Genomic DNA, 13,447 nt, shown 5'->3' with positions numbered 1-13,447 from the left:
AGCGGTTGTGTGGTGACGTGCCGTTAAGGATTGGCAATTTTTGCAAGACGTGTATCGACAGCCTGGACCGCGCATAATTCGGTGATTGACATCGCCATTTCATTTTCGATGCGGTCAGAAATAATCAGCGGCGCGGATTGGATGAGGGCGTCCATTATTCTTCCTCCGGCGGGGCGATTGTTGCGTTGTTCAAAATAGGATGTTGAGGGCTTTGTGCCCCGGCCAACGGAGAGGAAACCACCCGGACTTCATCGTTCTGAAAAAAATGTACATAGAGCGTTCCTGGTTTTTTATACCGTTTAATCGTGGTAATTTTTTCCATCCAGTCACGTGCATTCGGTTTCCAGCGCACTTTAACTTTCATACCTGGTTGCCACTGCAGAGGCAGCATGTAGCCGAATGCACCGATTCCGCCGCAACTCAGTCCGCCTACCATGCGCTTGCTATAAAATTCCTGCACCCTGAATGAAGAAATGGAGGGCGCACCGTCATGACTTAGACAACCTAACGATACGGGTGCCATTGGTATATCAACATACGGAATAGCTTTTGACGGGCGAGCGGGTTTTGTTGGCGCTGTCGAGCAAGCGGTTAGCAAAATTGTTACTGCAATGAATAAGGTGCTTTTTAGACGCATTGGTTGATCCTTGAGATTAGGTAGGAAATTCGGGGGAGAGATCAAGCGAAACGTAAAAGGGCAATCTCGGTTCCGTGTTTTTGGGCTTCGTCCAATAACGCCATGGCTTGCTCCCGATCTGGCATCACCAATGCGTGAGCGATCAACTTTCTGCGCTCTGGATCGTTCAGAATTTCACGCCTGTTCAAGCCCGTGATGAGATCAGTGATCATCGCGTACAGTTGTGATGGCTTTCGCTGTGCGGTGATCGCAGGTATGTTTTGGGCGAAATGGCGCAAAATATAATCTGCCTCGCCGCTATCGATTAACCATGCGTATTGCTTGTCGGTAATATCGAAGGCGTTTGATTCGCCCACTGCTGAAGGTACGTAGGATGCTGTATCAATGCATGTTCCGTCGATGGTCGTCAGCGTGCCTTTGCGGTTGATTAAGTGCCATTTGGCAAAGCCGGAACAAAATGCTTTACGTTGTGCGGCATCGAAGCTGTACAGAATATCTTCACTGCAGATAGTGTCCGAAAATGGCAGCGAAAAACACAATCCGTCAGATGGTGTGCGGATTTGTAGGAATGGCGCGAAGTGACGTTGTAGCGCATGGATGGTGAGCGGGCTTTGCATAATGCTGAGCATCGGCTTGCCCTCACAATTTTTTAGTACACCGGATAAATTCATTGCGGTGATGGCGATCAGGAAGGGTGCACATTCTTCCAGCTCGCTTAACACCGTCTTGTCGTACAGCGAGACAACATCACTGTTTTCGCTTCGACTTTTTTTCCACATTTCGATACCGAAGTCATCATCAAATGTGCCATTGATCAACAGGTAGGTTGAAAGGCGTCTATGTTTATTATGAACTTCAGCCAAGGTTGCTTCGATCTGACTGCATAATGCGGGATGCTGTGGGTCAAGGCCGTAATAGATCATATGTTTTTTTCAGATTGGTTGGAATGGGGACCGTGCCATGTGGAGCCGCCGTTTTCTTATCGATTTCCCGGTTGCCGTTTGGATCCCGGTCGATATGGCTAAAGGGGAATATTGCGAACGAAGCAGATCGCTTCAGGCGTGTTGGAATAGCGCTCGAATATGCGCTTAAATGGCGACTTCTTAAAACGGGGGGAGGCCTTCCGTAACGACTGTGAGGACGATTAATAAAATCGCAGAGGTGAGAAACTCTGCCGACATACTAAGCGCTAATTGCCACGAATAGTTCTAAGAAGATTCTAGTAATTGATGTGAGTTTTTAATTGAATTTTAAAAAACAATTTATATTCACTATCGGTTTAGCTGTCTGAAGCCATTGGTCATCGTTATAGAAACCAGCGTTTAATCGTCTTGTAGAATGCCGGGGGACGCACCAGTTAGCCAACCGCGCATTGCGTGATTGGGGTTACGGTGCGAATCAATTATTCAAGCTGACAAAAAAACACCGCAAGACATCTAAAAATGTCTTACGGTGTTTTGATAACCTTCAACTTTGAACTTCCTAAAGTCAAATGGCCGGCGCGGGTTCAAGCCCTGAATGTTTGAGGTCGGTAGCGCTTCATACCATCAATTAAATCCCTCTCATTTTGCGACTTTGATATGATCCAAAATATGCTTCGGTACGGCCGCATAATGCTTGAACTCCATCGTGTAGGTGGCGCGTCCCTGACTCAATGAGCGCAGGGTTGTAGAGTAGCCGAACATCTCTGCCAGCGGCACTTCTGCACGGATAGTTTTGCCACCGCCGCCAGCGATATCGTCGGTGCCCTGTACCATCCCGCGGCGCGATGATAGATCGCCCATGACGTTGCCCATGAAGTCTTCCGGCGTTTCGACCTCGACCATCATCATCGGTTCCAGCAGGACCGGGTTGGCGCGACGCATGCCTTCTTTGAATGCGATGGAGCCTGCCATGCGGAAGGCGTTTTCGTTTGAATCGACGTCATGATAGGACCCAAATGTCAGTGTAGCCCTGACATCAACCACGGGATAACCTGCCAACACGCCGCTCTTTAGGGTTTCCTGAATGCCTTTATCGACTGCGGGAATATATTCACGCGGAACCACGCCGCCTTTGATGGCATCGACGAATTCATAGCCTTTACCCGGTGCAAGCGGTTCTAGCTTCAGCACGACGTGACCATACTGACCACGTCCACCGGATTGTTTAACGAACTTGCCTTCGACATCTTCAACGGCTTTATGAATCGTCTCGCGATATGCCACCTGCGGTTTGCCAACCGTGGCTTCTACGCCAAATTCGCGGCGCATCCGGTCGACCAGAATTTCGAGATGCAGTTCTCCCATGCCGGAGATAATCGTCTGGCCGGATTCTTCATCGGTGTGCACTCTGAACGACGGGTCTTCCTGCGCCAGTCGATTTAAGGCAAGGCCCATTTTTTCCTGATCGGGCTTGGTCTTTGGTTCCACCGCCTGCGAAATAACCGGTTCCGGAAAAATCATCCGCTCAAGGATAATCACGTGGTCGGGATCAGATAATGTGTCGCCGGTCGTCACGTCTTTCAATCCAACAGCCGCGGCAATATCGCCTGCATAGACTTCCTTGATTTCTTTGCGTTCGTTAGCGTGCATCTGCAAGATGCGACCCAGTCTTTCTTTTTTACCTTTGACTGGGATGTATACCGAGTCGCCTGAATTAACTACGCCGGAATAGACGCGGAAAAAAGTCAGTTGCCCGACAAATGGATCGGTCATGATCTTGAAGGCAAGTGCAGAGAAAGGCTCGGCGTCGGCAGGATGACGTTCTATTTCCTGATCGTTTTCGTCATGACCAAGAATCGCCGGAACGTCTAGCGGCGATGGCAAGTATTCAACCACTGCATCAAGCAGCGCCTGCACACCTTTATTTTTGAAAGCGCTGCCACACAGCATCGGCACGATCTGATTGGCAACCGTGCGCAAACGTAGGCCATGGATGATCTCGGCTTCGGATAGTTGTTCGCCGCTGAGATATTTCTCCATGAGTTCGTCCGTCGCTTCGGCGGCTTGCTCGATCATCTTGTCGCGCCATTCTTGCGCCAACCCAAGCAGGTCATCCGGAATCTGGCGATATTCAAATACGACGCCTTGACTTTCTTCATCCCAAATAATGGCTTTCATCTTGACGAGATCAATCACACCTTGAAAGTGATCTTCTGCACCGACAGGAATCTGTATCGGCACTGGATGGCCTTTAAGGCGATCCTGTATCTGTTGATAAACGCGGAAAAAATCTGCGCCGACCCGATCCATCTTGTTGATAAACGCGACGCGCGGCACGCCATATTTATTGGCCTGTCGCCATACGGTTTCGGATTGCGGTTGCACACCGCCAACAGCGTCGTAGACCATGACGACGCCGTCGAGCACGCGCATGGAGCGTTCGACTTCAATGGTGAAGTCGACATGTCCGGGCGTATCGATAATGTTTATGCGGTGTTCGGCGAAATTGCCGCCCATGCCTTTCCAGAAAGCAGTCGTGGCGGCTGATGTAATTGTGATGCCGCGTTCTTGCTCTTGCTCCATCCAGTCCATGGTGGCTGCGCCATCGTGGACTTCGCCAATTTTATGTTTGACGCCGGTGTAGAAAAGAATGCGTTCTGTGGTGGTGGTTTTGCCAGCGTCGATATGCGCGCTAATGCCGATATTCCGATACCGCTCAATAGGGGTCTTGCGGGTCATGATAGTGCCTTTTCAAGTTGTATTTTCCCAATATATCTGGGGGTGTTCGTAGCAGTGTGATGCGTTGAACTTGCCGGACGGTGCATTTGCACTATCTTCAATGTCACGGCCAAAGGATGAGCGCAAGCTGCCGCTCCTTTGACCAACACGAATTACAGCAATCAACTTGTCATACGTACGCATACCAATTCCTTGAAAGCGAGCACGATTGTGCAGTTTGCAGGGCTACTCCTAAAAGTAGATTATCATTTTTTTAATAAGTGGGTGCCCTAGTGAGCAATATGGGGGACGGTCTCCCACTAAACAATAGTTCAATAGGCAATACGCTGTTTGGTTTGTCGGGACTGCGGTTTGTATTGGTAGTGTCGATTGATAGCTACAAAAGCCCTTTTTTTAAAATAGACCATGACGCTTATTTTGCGGAGAACTCAGAAAAAGTGGCGTCAGTCTTAATCTTAAAGCCAACGTCATACGTTAGCTGACTTGGAAGACATGAATGCCAACTTGGGGAAATGTCGGCAGTTGCCAAGTGCATATCAATAAAACAGAATCTTGACTTAGACCCTATTTAGATATATCTTAATTAAATCTAAATAAGTTAAAGAGATATAGTCATGCGATATTTCAGAGATTTTCAATGCAACATAAGCCGCGACGGTCACGATGATCATGGCGGTCATGGCGGTCATAGCGAGGGATCGGCTGGCGAGCATCGCGGAAGGGGTGTCCACAGTCCAAGAGGAGGCCGGATTTTTAGTCACGGCAGCTTGCGCTTCGTACTGCTGCAACTGATCAGTGACAAGCCCAGCCATGGTTATGAATTGATCAAACTGATCGAGGATCGCGTCGGTGGAAGTTACAGCCCAAGTCCGGGTACCGTCTATCCCACGCTGACATTGCTGGAAGAGCAAGATTATCTTCAGGTTGAAGAAGCCGATGCAGGAGGACGTAAGCGCTATTGCATCACCGATGCCGGCCGGGCTTTTCTTGCGGAAAACCGCGTAACCGTGGACGCGATGCTGGCGCGTATGCAAGGTGGCGTTGATGGCGCTGGTCCGCGTGGTGGTCGCCCGCATCAGGTAATGCGGGCGATTGAAAATCTTAAGCTGGCGATGCGTATGCGGCTCTCGCGTGATGCGCTAACATCGGAGCAAGCCAACGCTTTCGCTGCTGTGCTTGATCATGCGGCGCAACAACTGGAGCAAATTTAATGAATACCTCGACTAATAACACATTTTCCAATGGCCTTTGCGAACAGGCCGACTCAATAACGCAGCATGCGTCTGATCGGGCGTCTGCACTTGCCCCGCAGCGTGTGCGTTATCCAATGCGTTTTCGCGTGCTCGAGGTGCGTGAAGTGCAGCGAATCACGCCACATCTGGTGCGCGTAAAGCTCGAAGGCGACGCGTTGGAAGGATTTTCTAGCCTGGGATTTGACGATCACGTTAAGTTGTTTTTCCCGGATCCATTGACCGGCAAACTAGTGATCCCGACGATGGGCCCAGACGGTCTTATTTGGCCTGAAGGTATAAAACCGATTATGCGCGATTACACTCCACGCCGATTTGACGCCGCTGCTCGTACTCTGGACATCGATTTCGCCTTGCATACCGCTGGACCAGCTACGTTGTGGGCTGAGCAAGCGCGTCCGGGTCAACAATTAGGCGTTGGCGGACCCAAAGGTTCGTTCATCGTGCCAACAGGTTTTGATTGGCATCTTTTAATTGGCGACGATACGGCTTTGCCTGCCATTTCGAGGCGACTTGCTGAACTGCCGCCAAACGCCAAGGCTACGGTTTTACTTGAGGTGGACGGACCCGCCGATCACATCACGTTTGAAAGTGCCGCCGAGTTTGACATTGTGTGGGTACATCGTAGTGATGCCGCCCAAGGTGATGCGCCGCTACTGGATGCATTGCATGATGTGCAGATATCGCCCGGTATTTTCCATACATGGATCGGCTGTGAGTCAGCCCAGGCGAAAGCCTTGCGCGCGTATCTGGTGACGGAGTGCGCCGCTAATCCTAAAATGATCCGCGCTTCAGGCTACTGGCGCAAAGGAAGCATGGCAACGCACGATTCGTATGACGGGTGAACTTGCGCCGCGTAGCCGTTACGTTCTTCTACCAACTTTCTTTTAGCGGGATGCGGGGAACGTACCGCTTACTGTCGAGGGATACGATTGGTGATTGACGCGAATCTGATCTGCATTCGTCGGTCAGCTTGTAGGTCTAATTGTGACCCGGATAAGCGCTAAGACATGGTGAATTCCGGTCTTGGGCGGATCGGCTTAATCGCGCAATTGCGCTTTGAGCAAAATCACTATTGCACCTGAGCCACCGTTGGCATCGCTGGCTTGACAGAACGCTACCACGCTATTGATTTGCACCAACCAGTCACGCACTTTGCCCTTGAGAACGGGGACTTGATTCACAGAACCGAACCCCTTGCCATGAATGACCGCCACACAGCGCCAACGCCGTTTAATGGCTAGTTGTAGAAATTCGGCCAGTGTGTCGCGGGCCTGATCGGTACGCAGGCCATGCAAATCAAGCTGTTGCCGTATAGCCCAATGTCCCCGATGGAGTTTTGTCAGCACGTCGGCCCCGACGCCATCGCGGGCGAAGCGCAGATGATCGTCCGAGTCGAGCAGGTTTTCTATACTAAATTGATCTGAAAGCGAAGCTTCCAGAATAGCTGAGTTCTGTGACGATGCGTCCAGATGCGTAAAGTGTTGGCTAGTGCGGGGGAAGGGCTTTGGATGGTGCTGATGCGGTGGGGCGTTGCTGGATGATTTCAGTGGGAAGACCGGTCCTACTTTTTGACTAAACTGTTCGCTCTCACGCTCTAGTTGTTGTTTTTGGCGCAGCTCTTCAGCGGCAGCTTCTTGTCGGGCCTGGTGCTGCGCTGTCAGTTCTTTGCGTAGCGGTTTGAGTGCGCGAAAATCTTTGATTGGGCCAGACATAGCGTGGTTTAAATGTACGTGGTCTCAAATTCGGATTATTTTTTCTTTGACGGCGATACGAGTGGCTGGATGTTGCCAACACTCTTTCGAAAAACATTGGCGTCGCGATCAGCTTGCTCGGCAAGTTGCTTGCGTTCGGCTGCTTCGACCAGACGAACTTCTTCTTCCGCCTTCAATTTTTGTTGAAGAAACTTAAGATCGTTAAAGTCTTTGATTGGGGCGGGCATGAGGCTTCCTTCGGGAGGGTGTTCTGCTAAGCCCATCCGCTGCGTCTGTATGCAATGGCAAACATCAGATGGACTACAAACGGGGTCGCAAGCGAACGTGCTTAATGCGTGGTTCTCAACGTACTCATAATAACGCCGTTGCCGACCAGAGATGGCAACGGCATGGTCTTTATTCTTCCAAAAAGCGCTGAGCGTCCAGCGCAGCCATGCAGCCGGTTCCGGCGCTGGTAATCGCTTGACGATAAATGTGATCCTGCACGTCGCCAGCGGCAAATACGCCCGGTACACTTGTTGCCGTCGCCATGCCCTCAAGGCCGGTTTTGGTTTTGATGTAGCCGTTGTGCATAGTCAGTTGGCCTTCAAAAATACTCGTGTTCGGTTTGTGACCGATAGCGATAAATACACCGTGTAAGGTTACTGGCTTGACCGTACCGTCAACGGTTGATTTAATGTTCATGCCGGTAACACCGCTGGTGTCGCCAGTGACTTCTTCCAATGTATGGTTGTATTCGATGGCAATTTTACCTTCGGCAACTTTCGCCATCAGGCGGTCGATCAAAATAGGCTCGGCGCGGAATTTTTCACGGCGGTGGACCAGGGTGACTTTAGTGGCGATATTGGAGAGATATAGTGCCTCTTCAACTGCGGTATTGCCGCCGCCGACCACTGCCACTTCCTGACCTTTGTAAAAGAAACCGTCGCATGTGGCGCAGGCTGATACGCCTTTACCCATGAAGGCTTCTTCCGAAGGCAAGCCCAGATATTGCGCTGATGCGCCGGTGGCGATGATCAGCGCATCACAGGTGTACTCTCCAGAGTCACCGATCAGGCGAAACGGTTTTTCTGATAATTTAGTGGTGTGGATATGATCAAAAATGATTTCCGTTTTAAATTCTTCTGCATGCTTTAACAGACGTTGCATTAAATCAGGACCCTGGACGCCGCCGTGGTCGCCCGGCCAGTTTTCGACGTCGGTCGTGGTCATTAACTGACCGCCTTGTTCGATGCCGGTAATCAACACGGGATTCAAATTGGCGCGTGCTGCGTAGACCGCAGCACTATAACCGGCGGGGCCAGAGCCAAGAATCAATACTTTGGCGTGCTTAATGGTTTTTTCGGTGGTCATAAAATAATCTCAGTGAAATTGTCGTGGGCATCGGATGCAAGCGGCTATCTTGCTAACAAATCAAGCCTCCCGATGTCTCAGCGGGGTAAATAACGGGCAAAAGCGCTGCAAAAAGACCGTCGTTCTTTCATATTTTCTAACATGGGGAGGTTGGGTGTGGATTTCAAGCTACCTCAACAGGCTACACAGGGACTGGTATAAAGTTGGCAATCCCTGATAAAACGTAAATATTCTCTCGACGTATCCAAATGTTGCCTCAAAACTGGTTAAGATTATAGTCGAAGCAGCGACTTTGACGTGTGGAACAAACTAATTGTATTGATAGCGAGAACCAATTTGCCGCGCTGCATCAAAGGATGCATACCATTCCATCATTCGAGGCCCATTACAGTGCATAATTTCACATTGTTAATGTAGTGGTAGGGCAATTGTTGAAAAGGTACGGAGGTCTATTACCTGCTTTTTCATAGACTTGCAAGCGTCTGACGGTGCAAAAATGAGCAAGTTAGAGATCAGTTTGGTTCTTACTGACCGTCAAAGTGGAAGTAAGCAATGAATGATGGACGATCAGCGTTTGGTCGAAGCGTTTCAATCAGTATTTTCAGTATTAACCAGTATTAGTATTGCCAATTGGATTTATGACTAGAACAACGCAAGCTTATACCCGCAGCGCTAAACCGAAACCAGCGCCTCCAACACAGAATCGGCTGGTTCGCCTGCTATCTGAGGCACGCTGGATCATCTTTGCGGTCCTGACCGCCTATTTAGTGATCATTTTTGTAACGTATTCCAAAGCAGATCCGGGATGGTCGCAGGCGCGAGTCGTGCCGCATCTCGATAATTGGGGCGGACACTTAGGTGCATGGCTGGCAGACTTGATGCTGTTTGTCTTCGGCGCGTCGGCGTGGTGGTGGTGTGTCTTGTTATTACGTTCGTTGTGGGGTGGTTATCAGCGCATATCACATCGTTTTGAGGTAGACGTTGATCGCGAAGAAGAACATCCATACGAAGGTATTTTGCGTGGCGTTGGTTTCGTATTGATACTGGTCGGAAGTATGGGTATCGAATATATGCGGATGTATTCGTTGCACATGCAGCTGCCACGTGCGCCGGGAGGTGTATTAGGCCGTTTAATAGGCGGTAATGCACAAAGCGCGCTGGGATTTACCGGTGCTACGTTATTGTTGCTATTGCTGTTTGCACTCGGCGTCAGTCTGTTTTTTCATGTTTCGTGGCTAACTGTCGCGGAACGTATCGGCCACGGGGTTGAAGGCGCCATTCTCTGGCTTAGAAATTTGATCGCCGCCCGTGAAGATCGCAAGGTCGGCCATGTCGCCGCCGTCAAGCGAGAAGAAGTAGTCGTGCAGGAGCGCGCCAAAACCGTTGAGGCAGCACCGATCCGGATTGAGCCGCAAATTGTGAATGTACAAAAATCCGAGCGGGTCGAGAAAGAGCGGCAAACGACGCTATTTCAGGACCTCCCAGATACCAACTTGCCGCCCTTGTCTTTGCTTGATGAAGCACCACCGGTGCAGGAGACGGTCAGCGTTGAAACCCTGGAATTTACAAGCCGCCTGATTGAAAAAAAGCTCTCGGATTTTGGCGTACAGGTAAAAGTAGTCGCGGCCTATCCCGGTCCCGTTATTACGCGCTATGAAATCGAACCGGCAACCGGCGTCAAAGGTAGCCAGATTGTCGGCCTGGCGCGCGACCTTGCACGCTCGTTGTCGCTGACATCAATACGCGTAGTGGAAGTGATCCCCGGCAAAATGTTCATGGGTCTGGAGTTGCCAAATCCAAAGCGCCAAATTGTGCGTTTGACTGAAATTCTGAGCTCCAAAGTCTATAACGATGGCGTCTCTAGTCTGACGATTGCCTTGGGTAAGGATATTGGCGGTCATCCGGTAGTCGCTGATTTGGCCAAAATGCCCCATTTGCTGGTGGCGGGAACAACCGGATCAGGTAAATCGGTGGGTATTAATGCCACCATTTTATCGTTGCTTTACAAGTCCGATCCCAAGCAGGTCAGATTGATTTTAATCGATCCAAAAATGCTGGAATTATCCATTTACGAGGGCATTCCACATTTGCTCGCGCCAGTCGTGACCGATATGCGGCAGGCCGGTCATGCGTTGAACTGGGCCGTCAATGAGATGGAGCGGCGCTACAAGTTGATGTCTAAGATGGGTGTACGAAACCTTGCTGGCTATAACCAGAAGATCATCGATGCTGACAAACGCGAAGACAAGATTCCAAATCCGTTTAGCCTGACACCAGACGCCCCAGAACCGCTTGAAAAATTGCCCACCATCGTTGTGATTATCGATGAGTTGGCTGATTTGATGATGGTTGTGGGTAAAAAGGTCGAAGAGTTGATTGCCCGGATTGCACAAAAGGCGCGCGCGGCCGGTATTCACTTGATTTTAGCGACACAGCGTCCATCTGTAGATGTCATAACAGGTTTGATCAAGGCCAACGTTCCTACCCGGATCGCGTTTCAGGTCAGCAGCAAGATTGATTCTCGTACCATCCTTGATCAAATGGGCGCAGAAGCATTGCTCGGGATGGGCGATATGTTGTACATGCCGCCCGGTACGGGTTTGCCGATTCGGGTCCATGGTGCTTTTGTGTCAGATGAAGAAGTGCATCGGGTGGTCGATTATTTGAAGGAACAAGGCGAGCCGAATTACGTCGAAGGTATTTTGGAAGGCGGCGTTATGGAGGATGGTGTCGACGGTAGCAGTGGCGTGGCAGCCGGTGGTTCTGAAGGCGACGAGTTATACGATCAGGCAGTTGCTATCGTGCTCAAGAATCGTCGTGCCTCGATTTCGCTGGTTCAACGACACTTACGCATCGGTTATAACCGCGCGGCCCGCTTGCTTGAACAAATGGAAACAAGTGGATTGGTCTCGACCATGCAATCAAACGGAAATCGTGAGATTTTGGTGCCGGTTGGCAATCCGGAGTAAATTCGAATGGTAGGGTAAAAGCGGTTGATGCGGCCTAGGTGGGTTGTTAAAAGGTTGTCCAATAATGCGATTATCCCAAAACCATTCAAATTGGAAATATTGATAGCTGAAGATGGACAGATAGAACGCCGTAAAATGTTCAGGGCCTTTATGGATAAGTGGCTATCTCAAACAAACTTCTGCAACGATGATCGGTGGTGATTGTCTTTGCCATAGTGACTCTGAAATGAAAGTTATTGTGATTCAAAACCGGCAAGCAATCGAAGGTAACAACATTGTGATGAATAAATCAAAAGAATCGGCAAGTAGTGGGTTTGGAGCGCCGTGCAAGGTACGCAAAGTCATGTGCATACTAGCCCTGTCCGCGGCTTTGCTGCCGGGCATGGCAAGTGCAACTGCGCTCGAACAATTTAAGTCCTTTGTTAGCAGTACGCAATCTGCCAAGGGCGAGTTCACGCAACGTTTGGTGACAACCGATAGCGGGACAAATAAACCAAAGGTGTCGACGACCTCTTCTGGCACTTTTATTTTTGCGCGTCCTGGTAAATTTATTTGGACCTATACCAAGCCATACGAGCAAGTGTTGCAAGCGGATGGCGACAAACTATTCATTTATGACAAAGATTTGAATCAGGTAACGACCAAAAAACTTGGCAATGCGCTGGGCTCGTCGCCGGCAGCGATCCTGTTTGGCAGCAACGATTTGGAAAAGAATTTTACCCTCAAAGAGGGGACGCCTAAGGATGGTTTGGAATGGCTGGAAGTGACGCCAAAAGCCAAGGATACAACGTTCGATCACATCGGCGTTGGCTTACGGAATGGTTTGCCTGAGGCGATGGAATTGAGAGATTCGTTTGGGCAGACTTCGATGTTGTCGTTCAAGAATTTCGTTAAAAATCCAGCGCCACCTAGCGGCGGCTTTAAGTTTGTCGTGCCAAAAGGTGCTGACGTTTTTAATAATTAATGTGGCGCGAGGAGGCGCTGATTAATTTCGGCGCGCTTCTATGTCAGCATCATGATGCGACAGTGAGGAGCGCAGACCTCGCTGTTTTATTTGATTGTAGTTTCCTTGCGGGGCGCAAGTAAATTGTCATCCAATAAATCTAATTTTTTGGATGCAGTGCGCCACGCGTCATGATCTGGTAGCGGGGCTTTTGACCGCGTGATGCGCTTCCAGTCGGCGTGCGCCGCCAGTTCTGCATTAAGCTTTGTGAAGTGGCGTTGATGCGCTGGCAAATCGCTGTCGGAGTAAATCGCTCCCACTGGGCATTCTGACACGCACAACGAGCAATCGATGCATTCGTCGGGCGCAATTACAAGAAATTGCGGACCTTCCCGGAAACAGTTCATCGGACAAACGTCGACGCAGGTTGTGTATTTGCAGAGGATGCAGGAATCAGTGACGACGAAGGGCATAGTAAAGAATTGGCGTGTTTTTATTGAATGTAGACGATGTACGCAACCGTGCGGCGGTCGGCGGTTATGGGTAGTTATTGGGCGGTTATTCATTGCTGAGTTGCTACTCATTCGCCAGTTACTATTTGGTTCCAGCCGGATTTTCTCACAATCATCCCTTTTCTGTCTGTCCTTGACAGGTTTTGAAAACTTTTAGCTCCCATCCTGATAACGAACGCTTAGATGAATCGTTAGCGGGACTGGTATCGGCAGTCTTTCCAACATGCGTATTACGGTGCCGGAGTTAGATATGCAATGTCACATAGGTAGTGTGAAATCAGCGTATTTCAGCAGCATTATTACAGCAGCAGCATTTCAGCATCAGATTGCTGGGTATTCTGGCCGATCGTGACCACCGATTCTGGTCTATCGTGACCGACCATTCTGGCGCATCGTGACCGCTCAT

At 50.0% G+C, this 13,447-nt stretch carries 12 protein-coding genes; 4 read left to right on the top strand and 8 right to left on the bottom strand.

Annotated elements, in window-relative coordinates; translation table 11 throughout:
* Positions 1-23: 23 nt before the first annotated feature.
* The 4 genes from QN379_RS18935 to fusA all read right to left on the bottom strand — a co-directional run bounded on the left by QN379_RS18935 (position 24) and on the right by fusA (position 4,299).
* The gene (locus QN379_RS18935; protein ID WP_322239166.1) at positions 24-155 is read right to left on the bottom strand and encodes a hypothetical protein; all 132 of its coding nucleotides are present in this window, start codon (positions 153-155) and stop codon (positions 24-26) included.
* Entirely contained in the window at positions 155-637 is a 483-nt protein-coding gene (locus QN379_RS18930; RefSeq protein WP_322239164.1) for a DUF3304 domain-containing protein, read from the bottom strand. The genes QN379_RS18935 and QN379_RS18930 overlap by 1 nt, the downstream gene beginning before the upstream one ends.
* A gap of 41 nt (positions 638-678) precedes the next feature.
* On the bottom strand, positions 679-1,560 hold the full coding sequence (locus QN379_RS18925; RefSeq protein ID WP_322239162.1) for a DUF4123 domain-containing protein: 882 nt from the start codon (positions 1,558-1,560) through the stop codon (positions 679-681).
* A gap of 639 nt (positions 1,561-2,199) precedes the next feature.
* Complete coding sequence (gene fusA / locus QN379_RS18920; RefSeq protein ID WP_322239160.1) at positions 2,200-4,299, bottom strand: elongation factor G; 2,100 nt, start codon at positions 4,297-4,299, stop codon at positions 2,200-2,202.
* A 614-nt stretch (positions 4,300-4,913) separates the two neighbouring features.
* On the opposite strand from fusA, the gene QN379_RS18915 reads away from it, so the two are divergent.
* Positions 4,914-5,510 (top strand): PadR family transcriptional regulator, encoded by a 597-nt coding sequence (locus QN379_RS18915; protein ID WP_322239156.1) that lies wholly within the window; start codon positions 4,914-4,916, stop codon positions 5,508-5,510.
* Positions 5,510-6,394 (top strand): siderophore-interacting protein, encoded by an 885-nt coding sequence (locus QN379_RS18910; protein WP_416186834.1) that lies wholly within the window; start codon positions 5,510-5,512, stop codon positions 6,392-6,394. Before QN379_RS18915 ends, QN379_RS18910 begins: the two co-directional genes overlap by 1 nt.
* A 195-nt stretch (positions 6,395-6,589) precedes the next feature.
* Here the strand turns inward: QN379_RS18910 and QN379_RS18905 are convergent, their stop codons facing one another.
* The 3 genes from QN379_RS18905 to trxB form a co-directional block, all read right to left on the bottom strand.
* Positions 6,590-7,264: a Smr/MutS family protein gene (locus QN379_RS18905; RefSeq protein ID WP_322239154.1), complete on the bottom strand. Its 675-nt coding sequence runs from the start codon at positions 7,262-7,264 to the stop codon at positions 6,590-6,592.
* A 35-nt stretch (positions 7,265-7,299) separates the two neighbouring features.
* Entirely contained in the window at positions 7,300-7,491 is a 192-nt protein-coding gene (locus QN379_RS18900) for a hypothetical protein (protein ID WP_322239152.1), read from the bottom strand.
* Positions 7,492-7,660: 169 nt separating this feature from the next.
* A complete protein-coding gene (trxB, locus tag QN379_RS18895; protein WP_322239150.1) occupies positions 7,661-8,617 on the bottom strand; it encodes a thioredoxin-disulfide reductase in 957 nt (318 codons plus the stop codon).
* A 638-nt stretch (positions 8,618-9,255) separates the two neighbouring features.
* Here trxB and QN379_RS18890 point away from each other — a divergent pair.
* Both QN379_RS18890 and lolA read left to right on the top strand, forming a co-directional pair.
* Entirely contained in the window at positions 9,256-11,586 is a 2,331-nt protein-coding gene (locus QN379_RS18890; protein WP_322239148.1) for a DNA translocase FtsK, read from the top strand.
* Between the two features lie 343 nt (positions 11,587-11,929).
* A complete protein-coding gene (lolA, locus tag QN379_RS18885; RefSeq protein WP_322240693.1) occupies positions 11,930-12,550 on the top strand; it encodes an outer membrane lipoprotein chaperone LolA in 621 nt (206 codons plus the stop codon).
* 86 nt (positions 12,551-12,636) lie between these two features.
* Here lolA and fdxA read toward each other — a convergent pair whose 3' ends face one another.
* On the bottom strand, positions 12,637-13,002 hold the full coding sequence (gene fdxA / locus QN379_RS18880; RefSeq protein WP_322239146.1) for a ferredoxin FdxA: 366 nt from the start codon (positions 13,000-13,002) through the stop codon (positions 12,637-12,639).
* Between the last annotated feature and the right edge of the window lie 445 nt (positions 13,003-13,447).

Origin of the sequence: Glaciimonas sp. Gout2 (genome assembly GCF_035018905.1) — a bacterium.
Classification (GTDB): Bacteria; Pseudomonadota; Gammaproteobacteria; order Burkholderiales; family Burkholderiaceae_D; genus Glaciimonas.
Note: the sequence above shows the minus strand (reverse complement) of the source record. Positions and strands in the feature narration are given on the sequence as shown.